The organism is Terriglobia bacterium, from assembly GCA_035712365.1.
GTDB lineage: Bacteria > Acidobacteriota > Terriglobia > UBA7540 > UBA7540 > SCRD01.
This window is the reverse complement of the sequence record DASTAW010000050.1, coordinates 34,393-56,997: the sequence shown is the minus strand read 5'-3', so window position 1 is coordinate 56,997 and position 22,605 is coordinate 34,393. Positions and strand designations below refer to the sequence as shown.

The window sequence follows — 22,605 nt, the reverse complement described above, 5'->3', positions numbered from 1 at the left end:
CCACTCACGCGAAACATATTGTTCTACCTCCCGACCCGTACAGACTCCTGTGCGGCGAGCTGCCCGCGCTGATTGGAGGGCTTGCTTCGAAACAGGACCAGTAACAACACGCCCAGAATAATTATGGTTGCCAGACCGCCAATAAAGAGGACGCGGGAGATGATCAGGCTGTATCTCCCCTGGGCCACATCGTAATGGCTGCAATAAAGCAGGATGGCATCGACGGGATTTCCAATCTTTCCGTGTGACGCTTCCACCAGGGCCAGGCGGACTGCGCCGGCCGGATATCGAATGCCGTAAAGATACTGCGAAACCTTGCCCTGAGGCGTTAAGACGACGATGGCCGTGGCATGGGAGAACTGTTCGGTTTTGGGATCGTAATTATATCGAAACCCCAGCGCTTTGGTCAGCGCGGAGATCGAGCCTTCGTCTCCAGTCAGGAAGTGCCATCCAGCGGCCGCGCCTTTGCGGTTGTACATGGAAAGGTACGTGGCCCTCTTCGCATAGGCCTGATTGGATGAGTCCCTTGGATCAAAGCTGACCGTCAGCACATTATACTCATCGCCGATGTTGAACCGGACCTCCCTGAGACTCTCCAGAAGTCCGTTTTCCACCATGGGGCAGAGCTGCGGGCAGTTAAAATAAATCAGGGAGACGATGACGGGTTTCTGGCCGAAATAGTCGCCCAGGCGAACCGTCTTCCCGGTCTCGTCGCGGAAGACGAGGTCCAGGGGAACCTGGTTGTTCAAGCGCTGGTCAATGCCGACGTTTTTCAGTTCGGGAGGCACCACCTTTGAATTCTGGGCAGTAGCTCCTCCCTCCGGAGGACCCTGAAATCCGCGGGCTTGAAGAATTTTAGAAACTTGTCCGCTTGCAACGGACGGGTACACAGCGCCGATGAGCAGGCACAGCGCGAAAATGACGCCCAGTTTTACCGGCCGGCAGCCGCGCAGACCAGGCCGTGCGGCGTCGGACCTGTCCTGAATAAACTCTACAGCCATAATAAACCCTGACTTTCTGGCAGCCTGCTGACCACCGGCTTCGGCGTTTGCCCTAATTTTGCGGCATGTAGCCCTGCGGGACCTCGTACTGCTGCACTTCCCCAGGCTGCACCGCACCCTTCGGTGTTTTGCTGTTGCGTACCGGAAGGCCGCGCTGGAGCAGGATGGTCATAGCACGTTGTATTGGAATTCGAACCACGCCGTCCTTCCGGTCGACCCACCCATAGGAGTCGAGAACCCCGCGTTGATCTTTCAGATAGCCGGCCAGGTCCTCAACGGGATGCGTTTGAAGTTGCGGCATGCCCGGAGGCGGCAGAACGCGGCCACGTGATATCGACGATTGCGGGGGAGCATAGTTCTCGTGATTCTTAAAGTAGACGAGGGTCCCCCAGCTTACCAGGAATCCAGCCACGACGGCTATGGCGAGGCCCGCCGCAAAAATCAGAATATACCGCGGCACAGCCTCGCGGGTTTCGTGCCGGTGCTTCGGATTTTCAGAATGGGTCGTGTTCTCATCCATGCTGAACCACTCCCTTAAACCGTCGGTTGGGCCATGCTGACTGTGCCCCTGCGCGATGTTATTCGAGGATCATTCAAGGGGAGACGCGGCATGGCCTTAAGCTGGCGAATGAAGAACGCCAGCCACAATCCACCCACCCCGAAAGGCGCAACAATATCAATCCAGTGGATGTGCGGCCCCAGCGGATAGAAGGCAGGCATGATGAACCAGTAGAGGTCAATCCAGGTCATCACCACCAGACCGCTACCCACCGCAGCCAGGGCCCTCATGTGCTGCTTGACGGGCCGATTCAGGAGCAGGACAAAAGGCACCGCAAAGTGGAAGAGGATGATGAACAGCGCCACCGACGCCCATCCCCCGGTGCCTCGAACGGTATACCAGAAGTTCTCGTCCTGCAGGTTGCCTGCCCAGATGATCAGAAACTGAGAGAAAGACAGGTATGCCCAGAGCATCACGAAGGTCAGCAGGATATTACCCAAATCTCTGAAATTCTTTGGATCAATGACCCCTTCGTGCGGCTTGTGCTTCGCCAGAACCATGGAGACAATAATCGTAAACGACAGCGCCGCCAGCACCGGCATGATGATAAAAATCATGCCAAAGATCGTCGAGAAAAACTTGGGCTCGAGGGACATCACCCAATCGAAAGACGCCCAACTGATCGTGGCGCAATAGATCAGCAGTCCCGGAGCGCTGAGGTTGTTGAATTGCCGCAGAAAAGTTCTCTCCGGCTCCAGGTCCTGCCGCCTGGAGAACTTGTTCAGGAAGTATGCAAAGCCGATCCAGCAGGCGAAGTAAAGGATCGCCCGGCCGTAATAAAATGGCGTGCTGAGATAAAATGCCTTGAAGGAGCCTGCGGCGACAGCCGGATAGACCTGAGGATCCCGGTGGCCGATCAGCAGGGGAATAAACAGCAAGGCCAGCAAAGGAATGGTCCGGGTGGCGGCTTCGAGGGTGCGCCGGATGACAAATCCCCATTTGCCTCCCACCAGATGGTGGAGCATCAGGATTGCAAAGCACCCTACGGCCACCAACAACCAGAGAAGATATCCGACGAGATAGGCCCGAAGAAACCCCGTCCAGTTGGAAAAGGCTGCGAATATGCACGCCGCCGAAGCGACCACGCCGACCGCGAGAGACCAGCGCTGGGCGCGATCGAGTCCGGGCTTGAGGGTGTCTCCGTTCATTGTGCCGATCCTTGAAGTTTCGTGAGTTCTTGCGGCGGAACATCGCTTACGCGAGCGTTCTGGCTCAGTTGCAGGGCGCGAATATAGGCCGCGATGCACCAGCGGTCCCTGGGAGAAACGCGCCCTGCATAGCTGTACATGGTCCCGTAACCGTTGGTCATGACATCAAAGAAATGGCCTACCGGCGCCTTCATCAGGCGGTCAATGTGATAGGAAGGCGGCGGTGGAAAGCCCCTTTGCACGATCATCCCATTGCCGGACCCCGTGTAATCGTGGCAGGGGGCGCAGTAGACGTTGAATCGCTCATGGCCGCGCTCGAGTTCCTTCTGGGTAATCGGAAATGGAAAGACGTCAGCCACCTGGCCGTTGATTTTGCCGGTGTAATACAACTCATCGGTCCTTAACTGTCCTCTCGCCACGGTTCCAGGAACCACGGGCCGCTCTGAGCGCCCGTCATTGAAGAAGCTGCTGGGCTCGAGTCCTTTGTACTTCGGCTGAATGTGCATATCCAGACGGCATCCGGTCATCAAAACGGCGAGCAGCGCCACAGCGGTCCATTGCAGGGCCGTTCGGGCGCGGCTGTCGATGGGGAAGGCCCCCGGAACGGACGCAGAAGAGGCTGCCCTGATGACGTGTTGTGCCTGGCCCCTGTTAGCTTTCAACTTCCGATACCTCGCGAGGATTGAGTTCGTTCAGAAACTGCCGTGTCCGCTCCAGTTCAAAATGGGGGTCCTCCGCTTCGATCAGCAGGAAAAACCGGTCTTTGCTGGCCAGCGCAAATCGCTCGACGTTGAACGCAGGATGATAAGGAGAGGGCAGACCGTTGAGCGCGATCATGCCGAAGGTGGTCGCCAACGCAGCGCACAGAATCGTCAGTTCGAACGTGATAGGTATGAAGGCCGGCCAACTGTCCCAGGGCTTGCCGCCGATGTTCAGCGGATATCCGATGACGTTGGGCCACCACTGCAGAAAGAAGCCCCCGCAGCACCCGAACAAGCCTCCACAGAAAACGATGATCGGCAGCCTGGTCTTCTCGACCCCGATGGCTTCAGCAAGTCCTTCGATGGGGAAAGGCGAGTACGCATCCAGGCGCTTGTAACCGGCTTCGGTGGCGAGCTTGCTCGCTTCCAGAAGTTCCTCCGCCGAAATGAACTCGGCCATCAGTCCGTAAAGGGAATTCATCCTGATCATTTAAGGTGTGGCCTCCTCTGTGGTCTTGTGGACCAGATCCCGCATTTCGAAGATCGAGATCATGGGAAGGAAGCGGATAAAAAGGTAGAAGAGCGTAAAGAAGAAGCCGATGGTGCCGACAAAGACGATCCAATCCCAGCGCGTCGGGACGAACATTCCCCAGGACGAGGGGACAAAATCGCGATGCAGGGCGGTGACGATAATCATGTAGCGTTCCATCCACATGCCGGTCTGCACGGAGAAGGACAGCAGGAAAAGGTAGAGCGGGTTGCGCCGGATGCGCGATGACCACAGCAACTGCGGGATGACGAGGTTCACGGCGATCAGCACCCAGTAAACAGTCGCGTAAGGCCCGGTCATCCTGTTCATGATCATGTAAACGTCAAACTTGTTGCCGCCGTAAAACGCCATGAAGGTTTCCATAACGTAGCTGTAGGCGACAATCAGCCCCGTGGCCAGCATGATCTTGCCCATGTTGTCCAGGTGGCGGATGGTGAGGAAGTCTTCGAGGCCATAGTATTTCCGCAAGGGCACGGCCAGCGCAATCACCATGGCGAAGCCGGAATAGATGGCGCCCGCAACGAAATAGGGAGGGAAGATCGTGCTGTGCCAGCCTGGAAGGATGGCAATGGTGAAGTCGAAGCTCACCACAGTGTGGACAGAAACAACCAGCGGCGTTGCGATCCCCGCGAGCAGCAGGCCCGCCATTTCATACCGCTCCCAGTGGCGCGCCGAACCTCTCCAGCCCAAGGCAAAAATTCCGTAGATGATCTGCTTGAACCGCTTGGTGGCGCGGTCCCGAACCGTCGCAAGATCGGGGATCAACCCGACATACCAGAACAGCAGGGAAACGGTCGCGTACGTGGAAACTGCAAAAACGTCCCAGACCAGCGGACTGCGGAACTGCGGCCAGACACCCATCGTGTCCGGGTAGGGAAGCAGCCAGTAGAAAAGCCACGGCCGGCCCATGTGCAGCAGAGGAAACATGCCCGCGCAGGCCACGGCAAACAGAGTCATGGCCTCGGCAAACCGGTTGATGGAGGTGCGCCATCTTTGGCGCATCAGCAACAGAAAGGCTGAAATCAGCGTGCCGGCGTGGCCGATTCCGATCCACCAGACGAAATTCGTGATGGCGTAGCCCCAGCCCACCGGAATGTTGATGCCCCATACGCCCACGCCATAGGCCATCAGGACCGTGATGCCGATGTTGAGCCCAATGAAGAGCGCCACGGCGGTCGCGAATCCCACCTTATATTTGTTGCCGGTGCCCCGCGTTAAGACAATGGCGCTGATTTTGTCGGTGACGGACCCGTACGTGTGGCCGGGGGCAAGGACGTCGCTTCCCGGGACGACCAGGGTACCCACGTCTTCGGGTTCTCTAACGGACATCCCCTTGCTCCTTGATCTCCGGATTCGGATTTCGCAGCGTTGCCAGATACGAGGTCCGTGGACGTATGTTCAAATCGGCTAACAAAACGTAGTTCCTCGATTGCGCCTTCTGGGCTGCAACTTTGCTCTTGGGATCGTTCTTATTTCCGAAAATAATCGCCTGGGTGGGGCAAGCCTGCTGACAGGCGGTAACCACTTCGCCGTCCTGAATGGTGCGATTTTCTTCCTGCGTCCTGATTTCGGCTTCCTTGATGCGCTGCACGCAGTAAGTGCATTTCTCCATCACCCCGCGGCTGCGGACCGAAACGTCCGGGTTCCGCACGCCGTAAAGGCTGGGCGTCTGCCAGTCGGAAAAGAGATAAAAATTAAACCTTCTCACCTTGTAGGGGCAGTTGTTCGAGCAGTAGCGCGTACCGACACAGCGGTTGTAAACCATCAGGTTGAGCCCTTCGGGACTGTGCACGGTGGCCCCCACCGGGCACACATATTCGCAAGGCGCATTTTCACAGTGCATACAGGGCATCACCACACGATAGGTTTCCGGGTTCTCGAGGCCGCCGCGCCAGTACGTGTCCACCCGGATCCACTGCATGATGCGCCCTTTGTCCACCTGGTCTTTGCCAACCACCGCGATGTTGTTCTCGGCATAGCAGGCGATCACGCAGGAATTGCAGCCCACGCAGCTATTCAGATCAATCGCCATGGCCCACTGATATCCCGTGCTGTAGTCATACTGGGGATAGAGGTTGGGGGCCTGGACCGTTTCTTCGGCCGGGTCCGCCGCAAAATCGGGGTCTGAACGAAACTCGTCGAGACTTGCAACCCGCACCAGCTCACGCTCGAAGGCGCTCTTGCTCTCCTCCTCCTGCTTGCGGCCGCCCGCGTTGATAATGTTGTGGCGCTGCATGGTCACAAGATGGTAACGCTCGCCGGTTTTCCGCGGCTGCGAAATCGGCCCGAAGCCGGGCTTATCGGAGGTCCAGATGGAATAGGCGTTGAATCCTGTTCCATTGCCCACGTGGCCCGCGCGGGAGCGGCCGTAGCCGAAGCTGACCGTCACACAGCCGTCCGCGTGGCCGGGAAGGATCCAGACGGGGAGACGAAGCTTGCGCCCCTCGTAAGCGATCTCCACCACATCGCCATTCGTGACGCCCAGTTGCTCGGCGGCGGCAAGGCTGATAAAGGCTGCGTTGTCCCAGGTCATGGTGGTCAGCGGCTTGGGCAGTTCCTGGAGCCAGGAATTATTGGTGAAGCTGCCGTCCCAGACGGTCGGGTCGGGGCGGAAGCTAATCTCCATTGGACCGGCGCCCGCGCTCCCGCCGTTTGCGCGCCCGCCCAGGGCAGCGGCGAAGCCGGGCTTGGCGGTCACGGTCCTGGCCGGGAAGGCGGTCCCTGCGATCACGCCTTTTTCGAGGGCGGTCTCCCAGAAAGTTTCGTACTCAACGGAGGTTGTGAGTTTCTGGTCAGACCAGTAGCCGCGGACCCAGTCGTGCGGAGTGCGGCCAGGGTCTCCGAGAAGCGCTCCCAGGATTTCATGCGGGGAATGGTTGCCATAGAGCGGCGCAATCAGCGGCTGAACGATGCACGCCGTACCGTCGTAAGCGCGTTCGTCGCTCCACGATTCCAGGAAATGGGTCTGAGGAACCAGCCAGTGGCAGCGGTAAGACGTTTCATCATTATAAATTCCCAGCCGCAGGCGGAGGCTGACGCGATCGAGCGCCTTTTCAAAGTCCAGATCGGCGGGAGCGTTGTAGACCGGATTGCCGCCGATGATCAACAGGGTTTCGACCTTACCGGAATTCATGTCGCCCGCGAGTTCCCGGATGGATTCCATCTCGTTGACCGGCCGCGCTTCAATCGGGGCCGTGTGGATGACCGTTTTGCCGTTGTTGCCGAGCGCCGCGTTGATGGCGTGCGCCAGGGCATGGACAATGGGCGGCTGATGCTCACCGGCCAGAACGATGCTGGCTCCGCCGTGCCGCTGGAGATCGCGCGCCACGCCGGCAAGCCACCCCGCCGAAGCTCCGGCCGGGGCCTGTGCGCCGGCATCTATTCCTTTCACCCCCACCGCCGCAGCCAACGCCGTGGCAAAAGCCTCAACCTGGCTGGACCTTAGCGGAAGCCGGTGATCGGCCGCAGCGCCTGTGATCGTGGCCATCGATTCAACCACGTACAGACGGTTCATGGAACTGTGCGTGTCCCGGACCCGGCGCTTGTCAGCGAAGTCGCGAGTGTAGCGTACGCCGGCCCGCCCCGAACACAGGAAATCGGAATCCAGCGCAAGCACCACATCAGCCTGGTCAAACCGGTAGTATGCGCTTAGCTGTTCGCCATACACCGCCCGAAGGGCCTCCCGCTCCGCGTGGCGGTTCACAGGCGTGTACTGATGCCACTTCGCTTCCGGGAACTGCGCCGTCAGCGACGCCAGTTGGCTGCCCAGCGTTGGCGACGTAATCGTCTCAGTCAAGATTCGAAATCCTGCGCCCTTCCGGGTCAGGTACATACTTCGCAACTGGCCCAGTAATTCCAGAAACTCGCTGTAGTTGGTGATGGCGCCTTCGTGCAACACCGTCTGAGCACGGTCGGGGTCCCACAGGTCGAGCACCGATGCCTGGCCAAAAACGTCCGTGCTGCCAAGGCTGGCCGGGTGGTCGGGATTACCTTCCGCCTTGGTGGGGCGGCCCATATCGCTCTTCACCAACAGGCCCAGAGCGCCTCCTTCGGGGCGAGGCATTGAGGTGGCGTAGAACAAGGGGTGGCCAGGAACAAACTCTTCGGAAGGTCTAACGTAGGGCGCAATGTGTTCGATCGGAAGCTTTGTGCAGGCCGTCAATCCCGCGAGGCCGGCGGAAGCAGCCATCAGCTTCAGCATGTTTCGCCGGCTGACTCCGGATTCGGCAGGTTTGACAGGATTTGTTGGGAACTCGCGCCGCGCAAGTTCCTGATACTCTTCGGTGTCAGCCAATTGATCCAGGCTTCGCCAGAAGCGTTTCCTGCCCCCATTTTCCAGACCCGCCCGGACTGAGGCGAGGTCGATGAAGTTCTTGTCCTTCATTGGTTGTTCCTGTGTGCGCTGTTTATCGGTGACACGTCTCGCAACTTGTCAGACTCCTTATCTCATACTGCTTCACCAATTTCCTGCCCATGGCGATCTGGTTGGCAGGCGGAGTGTAAATCGGATCGAATACGTCCTTCTTCGGTCTGACGTAACGCTCCGGATGCTTGTGGCAGTTGATGCACCACCTCATGTAGAGGGTATTTTCCCGCCAGGTGATCGGCATCTTGCCAAGCTGCCCGTGACACGTCGTGCAGCCAATTCCTTTGCTGATGTGAATACTGTGGTTGAAGAAGACAAAGTCCGGCAGGGCGTTGACCTTGTTCCACAGGATCGAATCATTGGTGCGGTAGCTCGCCCGCACTGGCTCCAGCATGTCGGCGTTCGTCCAAAGCTGCGAGTGGCAGGACATGCAGATGTGCGTGGGAGGAATACCCGCATAGAACGAATTTTCAACCGACGTGTGGCAGTATCGGCAGTCAATGCCAAGCTGCGCTGTGTGGTGCTCGTGGCTGAAAGGCACCGGCTGCGGAATAGGACGCTGGATGTACGTGAAGTAAGACGACTGGTTGACCTGCCAGATGCCGTAGCCGAGCGCACAAATAAGAATGACGATGCCATAGAGCGACGCTTTGGCAATGGCGTTCATGCTGCGATGAAAGATTTGGGACATTTTGAGAGCCTTACATGCATCCTGCAGAGTACGAATCTGCGGTTATCGAGGCGTCAGCATCCTCTAAATCTTCTGCACATTAATGGGTTTGACCGCGCCCCAGTGGCGTTTACTATCCGCCTGACAGCACAATGAAACCTGAAAATATACACGATGTGTAAAAATTTTGCAAAAGGGTTTTTTAAGACTCGCGAAAAATTCCCGCCGGACCTCCTCGATCGGTCCGTCAAATCTTCATGATGCCGTATCATCAGGCGCGCTGGCGCTGATTCATGGAAATTAAATTTGTCCGGCGTCGACTTTGCGACCCGAGCTCCTTCCCGGTTGCAAATCACCTGAGACCCTTTGTTGCCTCACCACCTCGTGAAGGGGTGTCCGCGCCCGCCAGCTTCCCGTGTGGGTATCGGTGACGATCCTCGCAATGCGGCAAGAAGTTTTATCGGCCGATTCCCAAATCGGGAAACTGTTCTGATTTGGAATTCAGCCCGGCCGCCAATCCGCGCCAACTTCGCCGCCCTTCATCCCGGCTGCGATTCCCTAGGATGTTCTCATGAAACTTCTCTTAAGCACCGCCTTCGAACCATCGTTCATCACGGGCCTCGAGCCTTCCCGAATTGAGAAGAATCAGCCCTTTGATCGTGTTGACCGCTGCTCCCAATCGGGCCTCGCACTGCCCGGGCGTAATTTTTTCGAGCGCCTCTTGATGCTGCCATGGCCTCAACTGACGCGACGCTGTTATCGCAGGCGAAAGGCCAGGCTATAGATTCCCTAAGCGTCTGAAAAAGCGGGACAAACACGAGTATCTTGTTTCCGGCATTCTGAAAAGCGCCGGCCAGTTTGCTGCTCGCATGGTCGCGGACCTGTCCGCGTGATCGCACTTGGCACAAGGGTTGGGCGGCACATTTTTCCAGCCTCGAAGCCGAGTTGGCCCGCTCCGTGCATTAACGGCTTGACGTGCGCGGCGGTGCCAGGCTGCCGGAGGCTTGAAACGGCTTCCAGCCCTGCTGACAGCCTTGCTCCATCTGCGACGGAGACGAATTTTAAGGAGGTGTTGAAGTGGCAATCCAACCTGGCATATCTCGAAACCCTGATGAACATCACTACGATGGGCGCGAGCGCCGCCGGCGTTCCGCTGGCAACCCTGGCGGCGGCAGGATGTGTTCCACCGGCAATCCGCGCCCGGAACAGAAACGCGGGCCGGCCCACGATGGGAGTAGCGCCAACGACCTCGTGGTGAAGCTGGCGCCGCTGGTCAAGCGGATTGCCTTTCAGTTGCGCGGCCGTCTGCCGGCGCACGTCGAGCTTGACGACCTTGTCAGCGACGGGACGGTGGGATTGATCGACGCTGTGCGCAAATTTGATCCTGCCAGGGGACCATCGATCGAAAGTTACGCGCGCTATCGCATCCGTGGGGCCATGCTCGATTCGCTGCGAGACCAGGATTACGCCTCGCGTGACATGCGGCGCAGGGTCAAGAAAGTCGAATCCACCTGCCAGACCCTTGAACGCAGTCTGGGGCGCGCGCCGGAAGCGGCAGAGATGGCCAGCGCGATGGGTATGGGCCTCGAGCGCTGGCATGAACGGGCGGCGGAGTTGCAGCGGCTTGGTTTTGAAGGTACCAACGCCCGCTTTCTGCCGGACAGCAGCAGGCGTGTGAACGAAGAGGACCTGCCAGCCTCGCAGGATGCCAGCCCCTTCGAGCTGTGTTACCGCCGCGAACAGAGAGATTTGCTTTCCCGCGCGCTCCGCTGCCTGAGCGAACGCGAGCGCTCCATTATCGCGCTCTACTACAAAAAGGCGCTGACCATGAAGCAGATTGGCTGCCGGCTTGGCATCGACGAATCGCGGGTTTCGCAACTGCACTCGGGCGCCATATCGAGACTCCGCAGCAGGGTGGCTGATCGGGCATGCCTGCGGCCGGATGGCCGGGGATCCCGCCGGCCCGCGCCGGGGCCTTGGCCTGCGCCTTCCACCGATGCCGCAGGACCTGGCGTCTGAAGCGTTTCCTGCCGATCTGTTTCTGAGATGGGGCCGCGCCCCGCCAAGCTGAATGGTACTTGAGGGAAACGTCATCGGCGAGTCGATGTACATCTCTGAACGATTGCGTCGGGCATCAGCAAATGGTAGGCTCCCATCAGAACCACTACAGATGCTTTCTTGAGGCCGCAAAGGGGGGCGGCGGCAAGACCTGAAATTCCCAAATGCTCCGATAAAGGACCTTGTGCGCGAGTATGACTCGATACGAAGATAGAACATTTGAGAATCAGCACGTCATCCTCGATGATGGCGTGTTTGTCAATTGCATATTCAAGAATTGCAGCCTGGAGTATTCGGGAGGCGACGTATACGTCCAGAACTGCCAGGGAGAAAGCTGCCAGTTGGTCTGGCGTGACGCCGCCCAGCGGACCATCTTCCTTCTGCAGGGCCTGGGCCTGTTAGCGCCCGCTGCGGCTCTTACGGCTGCGGAGTCCCCGAGTCGCGTCCAGTAAGCGGCAGGCTTTGCTGCAAGAGAGAAGGGAGCCGGGGTAGCGCGGAGCTTCGGTTTCGAGGCCCGCGGTTCTTCTCACACAGCAAACCTGGCTGGCTCTCCTTCTGCCTTGCGTCAATTCACCGGCGGCGCCAGCGACGGAATCAACTGGTACGACGGCCGTGTCTGGTAGTTCCTCAGATAGTCGCGATAGCCCGCATCATCCGGAGCGCGGTCCCGAGCGCCGGGCGGATAATTCGTCATGGCATGGAAGGGAAGCGGGGCGACCGTGGCCGCATAAGCCGTGTTGGGTTCGCCGTCCTTCGCGTAGCCGGTGGCATCGAGGAACAGTGACCGCGCCCATCCCTGCCGCAGCGGAGGAAATCCTCCCGCGCTGAAGCGCACCGTCATCTCATCTCCAGTGGACATCACCACCAGTTGATTGTCCGCCTGGCCCACCAGCTTCTCGACACTGCCGTAACGCGTATAAAAGCCGCGCATGGGGTTCCACGGCGCGCGGTCCATCAGCGAAGCGTATTCGTAATGGTCCGGGCGAACGTGCCTCGGATCGGTGACAGGCGTAGAAAAGCCGCGATAATGGAGATCGGCATATTGGGGTCCGATCGCGCGGTCCGGCTGTACGACGCGGTCGTTGCGGGTGAAGAAGATGCGGTCCCAGTAAACGCAGAGGTTGGTGACGATGCGCAGGTGATGGTCGGCTGAGAGAAATTTACCCGTCAGGTCAACGCGCATGGTGCGGTTGGTTCCGCTGGGCAGGCCCATATCGGGAATGACGGTGACCCACTTCCCCTGCCTGTCGCGCACCTGCACGTACGGCGAGACCATGGGCGTCGAGGGGTCGTGCATCAGCGCTCTCGATCCGTTCGAGTCGGTCCAGAAAACCCATCCTGTCAGCCACAGCGAGACGCGCCCGGCTTGGGGAAGATGGCCGAGGTCGAGCGTCAAGGAGTGCAGTTTGGCCATGCCCGGAATGCGCAGGCGCTCAAAGCCGTGAGGGTAGCGATGGTCGGCTTTGGTGAGGAGCGGCAAAACATTGTTGCCGTGGTCATCCACAGCCGACACCGGCAACTGCTCGCCGCGAACGGCATAAAGCCGGGGCTCCGATGGCGTGGAAGCGTAGATTTCATTGGCATAAATCTTTTCGCCGGCAGGATGGTCCACGGCCACGAGGTGCAGCCGGTCAAAATAATCAACCTCCCGCAGCTCATCCGTCATCTGGAATTCGTAGCTTCCATCGCGCGGTTCGAAAGTGTCCGGCAGCCGAATGAACTCGCGCGAATAGGGCTTGGTCCGCGTGCCGTCGGGCGCCAGCTCGCCCAGCGGACCCACGCCGAGGATGTCCGTCACAAAAACGAACTGCCTGCCGTTCCATGCGTAGAGCATGGGGCAGGAACTCGCCAGGCGCTCCGACTCGCGGAAGCGAATGGGTGAATCGGTGGCGACGGCAAGATTATTTTGGACAATCTGGGTCGGCCAGGTTGCCCGCACCACATCCAGCTTTGCGAGGTTTCCGGTGTAGACATACGCCGGGCCGCTGCTGATCAGCACCTTGTCATAAAAGTTTCCCTGCTTCAGCTCGATTTCCGATCCCACGCCCTGCTTGTTGCTCTTTGAACCCTCCATGCTGATTTCCAGCCAGTGTTCGGGAAGTCCCGCCTTGGCCCACGCGGCCAGCGTTCCGCTGCGGGTAGTGCCGACCAGATCGAGCACGCCGGGTTTGCCAATCCAGGTAGCGCCCAGCGAGGCGAGCTTGGCGGAGTTGCTGATCGGCAGGTGGGTGGCTTCCTCGTGGAAGCGCCCCAGGCGGTTGGCCAGCAGGTGCAGTTTTCCAGCAGAGTCGGCCACCAGCAGATCTACATAGCTGTTGCCGTCGATGTCGGCGGCGAGTCCCCGGAAAGCCAGCAAAGGAGCAGGCGGCTTGATGGCCGGGAGGTCCGGAAAGGGCGTGAATCTGGCGTTGCCATTGTTCCTGAGAACTTCGCAGCCGTCCGTGGTCCAGAGTGCAAGATCGAACCTGCCGTCGTGGTCGAAATCGGCGACAGCGCCGCCAATGGCGGTGAGCCTGCTGAAGGCCGCGCCCGCCTCGCGAGACCGGTCCTGAAATTTGTCGCCCCCGAGGTTTTCAAAGAGCACCGGCGGACCGTCATCGCGGAAAAAAACGAGGTCGGGATAAGTGTTGCCGTCGAAGTCGGCAAACAACGCGCTGCGAAAACGGCCCCGGACGTCTCCGAGGCCCGTCGCCTCGGTGATGTCGGTGAAGGTCCCATTGCCGTTGTTGCGGTAAAAGTGGATGGCTGCGGGTGGGAAGTTGTCAGGAAAGCGGAAGCTCGCCTCATGAGGCGGGTCGTTCAGGTTGGTGTAGGATGTGACGACAAGGTCGAGCAGGCCGTCATTGTCGGCATCAAACAGCAGCGCGCGCGTATCCACCTCGCCCGGCTGGGGCTTCAATCCCGCCTTCTCCGTAACATCCGTAAACGTCCCTTTTCCGTCGTTCTTGTAGAGGTGGACGCCGCCCAGGCCGGCCACAAACAGGCTGAGGTTGCCGCTGTTGTCATAATCGGCAAAAGTGGCGGAAACGGAATGCCCCGGCCCTTCCACTCCGGCCTTCGCCGTAACGTCAGTGAAGGTTCCTGTGCCGCTGTTGTGGAATAGCTGGTTGCGGCCAGCGGGATTCACGAGGTAAAGATCGGGATGCGAGTCGCCGTCATAGTCCCCGACGGCAATCGAGGCGCCGAGCAGCGGCAGGAGCTTCGATTGAGCAAAGTCCGGCGAGTAATCCGCCGCCTTGATTTCGGCTGAATCTCCGCTTTCGGCCTCCCCTCCGCCGCGCGTAGAGATATCCAGTTGCGAAGTGATCTCGCGGAAATCGACAGGACGCGCGGCAGCCCCGCCCGCCACCTGCACCGGCGGCGCAGCCGGAACCAGCACAGCTCCGTACTTGCCTTTTTCGAGGGCCGGACTCTGGAGAGAAATGCCGGGCACCTTATCGCTGTATTCCTGGTGAAGCTTGAGCACCTTCTGCGCTTCATCCCGGCGGCCCATCCGGACCAGGATGGTGAAAGTGCGGAACAGGGAAGCGACATAAAAATTCTGGCCGCGCTCAAAGCCTATCTTATTCAGCCGCTCGTGGACGTCGAGCGCAGGCCCGAGCTTGCGTTCGGCAAAATAGACGGTGCCCAGGTTGAACAGTGTGGCCGGATCGTCAGGATCAGCGGCAAGGACTTTCCTGAAAGCTTCTTCGGCCGGCCCGTAATGCAGCTCGCGCTTGTCCAGAATCCCCAGGTTGTAGTCAACGGCAACCAGCGTGGGCGCCATCTGCTTGGCAGTGGTGAGCGCCGAAAGCGCCGGGTTGAGGTCGTTCGCCTGCGTGTAGGCGAGGCCCAGGTCAAGATAGTCCGTGGCGACAGCATGGCCCGACTTGACCACCTTCTGAAATTCGTCCGCCGCCTGCGGATATTTGCCCTGCTCGTAGTACGCCTTGCCCACGTTGCGCCAGGTCTGAAGGGTTGCGGCATCCGGCGCCTTGGCTTGCGCCATGGACCATGCGGTAGGTGGCTGCGCGGCAGCGGTGCCGTTTCCCGGATGGGCATCGGACTCTCGCTGGATGGCGAGGAAGGGAACGAGCGCAGCGGCAACAATCGCGCCCGAAATGAGGACGACTTTTTTCCAAGACTGATTCATCTTACTCCCAATCACGGATGTCAATTGACCCGCAAGGGAGTGATTATATAACGCGCCTGTCTGCCAGGACAGGCGTCCGCAATTAGCCTCCAGTAACTTCTCCTCGGACAGCCCATAGGCGAGCTGGCAGAGTGAAAGGGCCGTGCGGACGTCCAAGCCGGCGTCGCAATTCTTCGCCAAGGGCTGAGGCCCTGTTTTTCGGCAGGCGGCCCACGTAAGCCCCAGCCGGCCCCTGGCCGAGCAGGAATGGATTCCAGAAGTCATCGAAGTCTGCAAAATGCATCGTGATTTCGAGCGGCGACTCTTCAACCTTCTGGAGTCCTCCGCGCGCCCAGAGTTCTGAAAGTTCGCCCTTGCGGCACAGCGGCATATGCTTTTCGTCGAGCTGTTCGGCTGAGGAATCCAGCGCAACTGCGGCGTCCCAGAAGACGCGCAACATGCGCATTCGGTCCCCGTAGTCCCAGACGGCCGCCGAAATGGAACCGCCCGCCCGCGTCACGCGCCGCGCCTCCGAGAGCGCTTTTGCCGGATGGGGAATGAAGTTGAAGACCAGCAGAGATGCGGCCGCATCGAAAGTCCCGGCCGCGAAGGGCAGATTTTGCGCATCGCCCGTTTCGAACCGCACTCGCGGGTTTCGCGTGCGGCCGCGCGCGAACTCGACGTACCCGCGTGAAATATCAATACCCTCGACCCTGCAATGCGGGCGGAGACGCGCGATCACCAGCGCAAGCGAGCCTGTGCCGGAGCCGATGTCGAGCACCTCCCCACGGTCCGGAAGGCGAGCGAATTCTGCGAACGGGGTCGCGGCCAGTTCGCTCCAACGTCCCATGAACCGCTCGTATGCGCGAGCATCAGCGAACATGGCAGGTCTCCGGGTCCGCAGGATGGCGCCAAGGCCCGCAGTAAGGACCGCTCTCCTGGATATCACAATAAGAAACGTAGCCGTGAGTTTCCGCTATTCGAAGCTCTAGGGTTTTTTCGTTAATCCCCGATCATACATGAGTCGCAGGCTGATTTGTAGCCTTCCAGTGTTTTCAACAACATGGCCCGCTTTGTTTTAGCTTTGTTCCGGTTTGTTTTTTCCACATGAACGTGTTTTCAACAACTTCTCCGCTTTGTTTTCCGGTTTGTTTTTGGCTATCCATGTAGTCTCTCCCTTTGTTTTCAGCGACTTCTCCGCTTTGTTTTTGAAAAAACGTGTTTTTTTGTCCCATTTCGTCTGTTTTCGATGCTATCGGCGGCTGCCAGGGCTTCAAGCTTGCGGGCGCTTTGGATCTGATCCAGGAGTTTAATTTTGCGCTCGATCATCCGGTCGAGCGTGGACTCGTGGCGAACGATGGCCATCCACTGCGGATGCATGGGCGCCAACGCGGAGTCGCGCAGGGCGGGAGAGATATGGACGTGTTCCTGAAGGAAGAGGGTGTATTCTTCGATCACGTCGCGGATCTCTTCTTCAATCGCGATTTTGAGGCTGGCTGCGAACGCACGCTGCTCTTCCGTTTCGACGCCCTGCTCGGCGAGCTGGCTGTAGGTGTGGGCGATCTGCGCGCCGCGCAGCGTGGGAGTTTCGCCGTAGAGCAGGGTGATGAGGCCGCTGATGTCCTGCGAAAAATCCTGCCTTGCCACCAGCGCCTTCAGCGTCTCAAGGTGCGAGAGAATTTCGCCGAACCGGGCCGGCGATCTCGACACGCGGCGCAGGCCGGACTTCAGTACCTCGTCCTGCGAAATGTCGGCGCTCTCCCGCCCGACTTCCTGCACCTGGCGATGGCGGGCGAGTTCCAGCATTTCCAGATTGCGCAACTGTATCCCCTGCTGGGCGCGGTTGAGCCGCCGCTTCTTCCACTCGAGCATGGCAATGTCTTCCACCAGCATCAGCTCGACGGCGTCGGCGGGCCGGCGGCTGGCGACGAGGCCCAGGCGGAAGACGTGGAACTCCCGCGGGTCTTCGCCCAGCAGCAGCATGCTCTGTTCCATCGTGTGCGGGCCGGAGTAGTGCCCGTACTTGAGCGCGTTCAGCGACACGCGGCGCTTGCCGGCCTTGCTCCGCGGCCCGGTGGACTTCCGGGCGTTTTCGCGCCTCGATTCCAGTTGCCTGGGTGTGAGATGATCGTTTACGTTTTCCATAGTCTCCTCCATTTTCGCGGCCTTCGGGCGCCGCAAAGCTAGGTCGCAGAAATTCTTGCCCTTGAAGCATAGCAGGACGGGATGAGACGTTTGGGACGCGTGGGACGAATGGGACGATAAATTTTTTAAGTAATAACATCAATGGGTTAAAGTTGGGAAGCGAAGTGTTACATTAATAAATTTGGGGCCCCTGTGTTCAACAATGACACTGTGGAAAAAGTTGCAAAAGCTCTGCTGCGGAGGAAAGAGATCGACCGTGCGTCTGCATCGACCGTTCAGGTTGCGGCGGACTTGCTGGCCTGTTGTAATCCCGAAGAAGGACCTGGAGGAATAGATGCGGGCAGTTTTTCGTTTGAGTGGTGGATTGCTTTTGGTGGCCTTGGCCCTGGCGCTTATGGTTGGGATGCCGTTGGCCAGCGCGGCAGCCCCAGGCACGCTGCTTGAACGCGGTTACACCGTGGTTCCCGCGCCGCAGAAGGTGGAATCGAAGGGCGGGGATTTTGAAATCGGCAGCGGGTGGCGGCTGCAATTGGGCCAGAGGGTGAAGGCTGACGATGTGGCGGTGGAAAGCCTGAAAGAGGGCTTGGCGACGCGCCACGGAATTACGCTTGAAACACAGGGACGAGGCCCTGCAATTAATTTGGTTGTACAGCCAGGATCGGTGGCTATCGGCGAGGCAACGGACAAAAACAAACAGGCGCTGGAAGAACAGGCCTACAGGCTGGAGCTGGCGGGCGGCGGAATCAAGATCACGGCCAACGCGCCGACGGGATTGTTCTATGGGGTTGAAACCCTGGTGCAACTGGTGAAGCATGCCCAAGGAAAGCTGTGGCTGCCGGTGGCAACCATCACCGACTGGCCGGACCTCGAGTTGCGCAGCATCTACTGGGACGATGCCCACCATTTGGAGCGGACCGAGGTCTTGAAGCAGGCATTGAAGCAGGCGGCGTTTTACAAGATCAACGGATTCGCCCTCAAACTGGACGGGCATTTTGAATACAAGACCGCACCGGCCGTAGTGGACCCCTACGCTCTCTCGCCTCAACAACTTCAGGACCTGACCGATTTTGGGTTGCGAGATCATATCCAGCTCATCCCCTATATCGATGGGCCGGGTCACATTGCATTTATTCTGAAGCATCCGGAATACGCGAAGTTGCGGGAGTTTCCCGACAGCAACTACGAGCTGTGCACCACGAACCCGGACTCCTACAAGCTGATGGAAGGCATGTACCAGGAATTGCTGGATGCCACGAAGGGCGTTAACTATTTTGTGCTCTCGACCGACGAACCCTATTACGTGGGCTTGGCCGACAACGCCCAATGCAGCGAAGCGCAAACGGCGAAGCAGCTCGGCAGCACAGGCAAGCTCCTGGCAAAATACTTAACAACGACAGGGAACTACGTGCATGATCGTGGGCGGACAGTAATCTTCTGGGCGGGATATCCGATGGTGGCCGGTGATATCTCTTCGCTGCCGACGTACCTGGTAACCCGGGGCGCGAATTATAATGGGACGCCGGAGTTTGCGCGGGCCCTCAAGGCGCACGGGATACGGGGAATGATTCGGACTGCTCCCGAAGGTACGGAACCTCTGTTTCCCAGTTATTATCTTCTGCCGGCTTCTGCCCAGTTCAATTCTTCACGCGGCGGAGGCCAGGCCCCGGTCTCGGAGTTGAACAAGACATATCAGGAGGTGTCATTCACCTGGGCCCGAAAGGAGACTGACTTAATCGGTGTTCTCATAATGGCCTGGGGTGATGAAGGGCTGCACCCGGAGACTTTCTGGCTGGGATATGTGACCGCAGGCGGTTGGGCCTGGCATCCGGATTCGCCGGGATCGGCTGAAGCAAGCGAGAGTTTTTATCACCTTTTTTAGGGCCAGGGCGGCAGGGATATCGGACGGCTTTACCAATTGATGAGCACGCAGGCGGAGACCTGGGACCATAGCTGGGATGAGGGGCCATCGTCCGCTCGCAAGCCGATTTTCGGCAACTCTCGTGAAGTATATAAAGTCCGGCGGCCAGCCCACGATCAAACGCTGCCGCTGCCGCCGGCGCCGCAGGGCGAGTATCTGCGATTGGGATATGACTGGGGCAAAGCCAATGCCCGGCGGGTGCAGATGGCGCAGGAGTCGATGCCTGCCAACGACGAACTGCTGGATCTGTTGCACGATAATCTGAGGTCAGTCGAGTTTCAGAAATATAATCTTCAGGTCTACCTGTCGATTGCGGGGCTGTACAGGCAGAATCTGGAAATGATCGAGGAGATGAACGAGATTGATGGAGCGATGAAACAGGCGCAGGCAGCGGCGGCGAATGTGCAGTTCGAGCGCGCGGTGGCGGCGCTGGATCGGGCGTTGGACACGGTGGAAGAGATTCGAGACCAGCGGAACGAGGCCTATCACCGGGCAGTGGAGACGTGGTATGAAAGCTGGCTGCCGCGAGTGGCGGAGGCAAACGGGCGGAAATATCTGGATGAAGTGGATGATGTAAAGGACCACCTGCCGATGCGGACCGTAGACATGAGTTACCTGATCTACCGGGAATTGCTGCTGCCGCTGGGCAAATGGTATAACGACGTGGAGAGCGCCCGAAACCAGTATGCGAAGGCGCACGGCCTGCCGGCCCGAACGAAAACATTTGACTGGAACGACACGAATACTGTGATTAAGGGTGACCCCATCTGGAATTGGGGACCATCCATGCTGCGGCAGAGATACCACTATTGAAGGCGAGGGAAGTGCGACTGCATCGGACGTTGATGTTGCGGCGGACTCCCTTGCCTGTTGTGATCCTGAAGAACGACCGGAGGACCAGATGAGAGCGAGTTTTCGTTTGAGTAGCGTGCTGATTTTCGTGGTCTTTGCGTTTGTGGTTATTGGTGGGATGCCAGTGGCCCGTGCAGCAGCCCCAGGGACGCTGCTGGAACGCGGTTACAACGTGATTCCTGCCCCGCAGAAAGTGGAACCGAAGGGCGGAGATTTTGAAATCGGCAGCGGCTGGCGTCTGCTATTGGGCCAGGGCGTGAAGCCCGACGACGTAGCCGTAGAAAGCCTGAAGGACGGTCTCGCGACGCGCCACGGTCTTAGCCTTGAAACACGCGGTCGAGGCAGCGCAATTGAGCTGGTGATTCAGCCAGGGTCAGTCGAGATTGGGCAGGCAACGGACAAGAACAAGCAGGCGCTGGAAGAACAGGCTTACAGGCTGGAGTTGGCGGGCGGGGGAATCAAGATCACGGCCAACGCGCCGACAGGATTGTTCTACGGGGTTGAGACGCTGGTGCAACTGGTGAAGCATGCCCAGGGAAAGCTGTGGCTGCCGGAGGCCAGCATCACCGACTGGCCGGACCTCGAGCGGCGCATTATCTATTGGGACGATAACCATCATCTGGAACACATGGAAGTGCTGAAGCAGGCGCTGAAGCAGGCGGCGTTCTATAAAATCAACGGATTTTCCATCAAACTCAATGGACATTTTGAGTTCAAGAGCGCGCCCGCCGTGGTGGACCCCTATGCGCTGTCGCCGGCGCAATTGCAGGAGTTGACGGACTATGGGCTGAAGTACCACGTGCAGTTGGTCCCATTTCTGGACGGCCCGGCGCACGTTGCGTTCATTCTGAAGCATCCGGAATACGCGAAGCTGCGGGAATTTCCGGACAGCAATTATGAGCTCTGCACCACGAACCCGGACTCGTACAAGCTGCTGGAGGGAATGTACCAGGACCTGCTGGATGCGACCAAGGGCGTGAACTATTTTGCACTCTCGACCGACGAACCTTACTACGTGGGGATGGCCGACAACGAGCAGTGCAACGAGGGGCAACTGGCGAAGAAGCTGGGGAGCGTCGGCAAGGTGGAAGCGCAATTTCTCGACCAGGCGGCGGGCTATCTTCACGAGCGCGGCCGAAAGGTAATCTTCTGGGGAGAATATCCCCTGGTGGTGGATGACATTCCCTCATTGCCATCCTATCTGGTGAATGGCGAGGTCTATGGGCCGGAATTCGACCGTGCTTTCAAGGAGCATGGCATCCAGCAGATGATTTACACTTCGACGGAAGGCGTGGAGCCGTTGTTCCCCAACTACTACGGGCTGCCTCCCTCACAGCTTTTCAACCACGTCCGAATCGGTGATCGGCTCGAGGAAATGTACCGGCACATCTCCTTCGACTCATCGCGGCAGAATGCCGATCTCATCGGCGTGTTTATCGCAGGATGGGGCGATGAAGGGCTGCATCCGGAGACGTTCTGGCTGGGATATGCAACCGCTCCGGCCTGGGCATGGCATCCGGGCTCGCCCACGCCTGCCGAAGCGCGAGACAGCTTTTACCGCCTGTTCTACGGCCAGGGCGGCCAGAATATCGGACGGCTTTACCAACTGATGAGCACGCAGGCGGAGTTCTGGGAAAGCAGTTGGGACACTGAACCTTCTTCCGCCCGCAAGCCCCTTTTCGGAAACTCAAATCAGATCTTCAAACCCAGACGGCCAGAGCGCGACCAGACCCTGCCGCTGCCCCCGGTGCCGCAGGGCGAATATCTGCGATTGGGCTACGACTGGGGCAAGGCCAATGCCCGGCGGGTGCAGATGGCGCAGGAGTCGATGCCCGCGAACGACGAACTGCTCGACCTGCTGAACAGGAATCGGAGGTCGGTGGAGTTCCAGAAATATAACCTTCAGGTTTACCTCTCGATTGCGGGGCTGTACCGGCAGAACCTGGAAATGATCGGGGAGATGAACCAGGTAGACGGGGCGCTGCGGCAGGCCGAGACAGCGGCTGCAAGTGTTCAGTTCGAGCGGGCGGTGGCGGCGCTGGACCGGGCGCTGGACACGGCGGAAGAGATTCGAGGCCAGCGGAACGAGGCGTACCACCAGGCGGTGGAGACGTGGTACCAGAGCTGGCTGCCGCGAGTGGCGGAAGCGAACGGGCGGAAATATCTGGATGAAGTGGATGATGTAAAGGACCACCTGCCGGTGCGCACGGTGGATATGAGTTACCTGATCTACCGCGAAATTCTGTTGCCGCTGGACAAGTGGTACGACGACGTGGAGAGCGTCCGAAACCAGTATGCGAAAGCGCACGGCCTGCCGCTGAGGGACACTAAACTCGACTGGAAAAACTACGAGACGCGGGCACGGTGAGGGCGCAGGACGCCCCAATCGGCGACATGCAAAAGATGTAATTCCGAACGTCATTTCGATCCCGCAGAGCGGGAGAGGAATCTGCTGTTGGCCGACGGCATGAAGCTCAAGCAGATTCCTCGGGCCGATCAAGAAGATCGACCCTCGGAATGACAGCA

At 59.0% G+C, this 22,605-nt stretch carries 16 protein-coding genes; 5 read left to right on the top strand and 11 right to left on the bottom strand.

Annotation, left to right across the window (positions count from 1 at the left end; all coding sequences use genetic code 11):
• Window positions 1–23: 23 nt before the first annotated feature.
• Genes VFQ24_15960 through VFQ24_15925 form a run of 8 tightly spaced genes read right to left on the bottom strand, consistent with a single transcriptional unit; the run spans window position 24 to window position 9,016 of the window.
• The gene (locus VFQ24_15960; GenBank protein ID HET9179850.1) at window positions 24–1,001 is read right to left on the bottom strand and encodes an SCO family protein; all 978 of its coding nucleotides are present in this window, start codon (window positions 999–1,001) and stop codon (window positions 24–26) included.
• A gap of 52 nt (window positions 1,002–1,053) precedes the next feature.
• The gene (locus tag VFQ24_15955; GenBank protein HET9179849.1) at window positions 1,054–1,521 is read right to left on the bottom strand and encodes a hypothetical protein; all 468 of its coding nucleotides are present in this window, start codon (window positions 1,519–1,521) and stop codon (window positions 1,054–1,056) included.
• 14 nt (window positions 1,522–1,535) lie between these two features.
• A complete protein-coding gene (locus VFQ24_15950; GenBank protein HET9179848.1) occupies window positions 1,536–2,708 on the bottom strand; it encodes a hypothetical protein in 1,173 nt (390 codons plus the stop codon).
• Window positions 2,705–3,370 carry a cytochrome c gene (locus VFQ24_15945; GenBank protein ID HET9179847.1) on the bottom strand — a complete coding sequence of 222 codons (666 nt, stop codon included), beginning with the start codon at window positions 3,368–3,370 and terminating at the stop codon, window positions 2,705–2,707. The genes VFQ24_15950 and VFQ24_15945 overlap by 4 nt, the downstream gene beginning before the upstream one ends.
• Entirely contained in the window at window positions 3,360–3,899 is a 540-nt protein-coding gene (locus VFQ24_15940; GenBank protein ID HET9179846.1) for a DUF3341 domain-containing protein, read from the bottom strand. The genes VFQ24_15945 and VFQ24_15940 overlap by 11 nt, the downstream gene beginning before the upstream one ends.
• A complete protein-coding gene (nrfD, locus tag VFQ24_15935; protein ID HET9179845.1) occupies window positions 3,900–5,288 on the bottom strand; it encodes an NrfD/PsrC family molybdoenzyme membrane anchor subunit in 1,389 nt (462 codons plus the stop codon). It abuts the gene before it with no gap.
• Entirely contained in the window at window positions 5,278–8,343 is a 3,066-nt protein-coding gene (locus VFQ24_15930) for a TAT-variant-translocated molybdopterin oxidoreductase (GenBank protein HET9179844.1), read from the bottom strand. The genes nrfD and VFQ24_15930 overlap by 11 nt, the downstream gene beginning before the upstream one ends.
• A 22-nt stretch (window positions 8,344–8,365) precedes the next feature.
• The gene (locus tag VFQ24_15925; protein HET9179843.1) at window positions 8,366–9,016 is read right to left on the bottom strand and encodes a cytochrome c3 family protein; all 651 of its coding nucleotides are present in this window, start codon (window positions 9,014–9,016) and stop codon (window positions 8,366–8,368) included.
• Window positions 9,017–10,072: 1,056 nt separating this feature from the next.
• On the opposite strand from VFQ24_15925, the gene VFQ24_15920 reads away from it, so the two are divergent.
• A complete protein-coding gene (locus VFQ24_15920; GenBank protein HET9179842.1) occupies window positions 10,073–11,014 on the top strand; it encodes a FliA/WhiG family RNA polymerase sigma factor in 942 nt (313 codons plus the stop codon).
• 233 nt (window positions 11,015–11,247) lie between these two features.
• Window positions 11,248–11,505, top strand: coding sequence for a hypothetical protein (locus VFQ24_15915; protein ID HET9179841.1), 258 nt, complete (start codon window positions 11,248–11,250; stop codon window positions 11,503–11,505).
• Between the two features lie 113 nt (window positions 11,506–11,618).
• On the opposite strand, the gene VFQ24_15910 is transcribed toward VFQ24_15915, so the two are convergent.
• The 3 genes from VFQ24_15910 to VFQ24_15900 all read right to left on the bottom strand — a co-directional run bounded on the left by VFQ24_15910 (window position 11,619) and on the right by VFQ24_15900 (window position 17,309).
• Entirely contained in the window at window positions 11,619–15,185 is a 3,567-nt protein-coding gene (locus tag VFQ24_15910; GenBank protein HET9179840.1) for an FG-GAP-like repeat-containing protein, read from the bottom strand.
• 82 nt (window positions 15,186–15,267) lie between these two features.
• Complete coding sequence (locus VFQ24_15905) at window positions 15,268–16,047, bottom strand: class I SAM-dependent methyltransferase (protein HET9179839.1); 780 nt, start codon at window positions 16,045–16,047, stop codon at window positions 15,268–15,270.
• A gap of 302 nt (window positions 16,048–16,349) precedes the next feature.
• Entirely contained in the window at window positions 16,350–17,309 is a 960-nt protein-coding gene (locus VFQ24_15900) for a hypothetical protein (GenBank protein ID HET9179838.1), read from the bottom strand.
• A gap of 334 nt (window positions 17,310–17,643) precedes the next feature.
• Between VFQ24_15900 and VFQ24_15895 the strand changes: the two genes are divergently transcribed.
• The 3 genes from VFQ24_15895 (at window position 17,644) to VFQ24_15885 (ending at window position 22,447) form a co-directional block, all read left to right on the top strand.
• Window positions 17,644–19,188 carry a beta-N-acetylhexosaminidase gene (locus VFQ24_15895; protein ID HET9179837.1) on the top strand — a complete coding sequence of 515 codons (1,545 nt, stop codon included), beginning with the start codon at window positions 17,644–17,646 and terminating at the stop codon, window positions 19,186–19,188.
• 39 nt (window positions 19,189–19,227) lie between these two features.
• The gene (locus tag VFQ24_15890; protein HET9179836.1) at window positions 19,228–20,040 is read left to right on the top strand and encodes a hypothetical protein; all 813 of its coding nucleotides are present in this window, start codon (window positions 19,228–19,230) and stop codon (window positions 20,038–20,040) included.
• Between the two features lie 88 nt (window positions 20,041–20,128).
• A complete protein-coding gene (locus VFQ24_15885) occupies window positions 20,129–22,447 on the top strand; it encodes a beta-N-acetylhexosaminidase (protein HET9179835.1) in 2,319 nt (772 codons plus the stop codon).
• The last annotated feature ends 158 nt before the right edge of the window (window positions 22,448–22,605 follow it).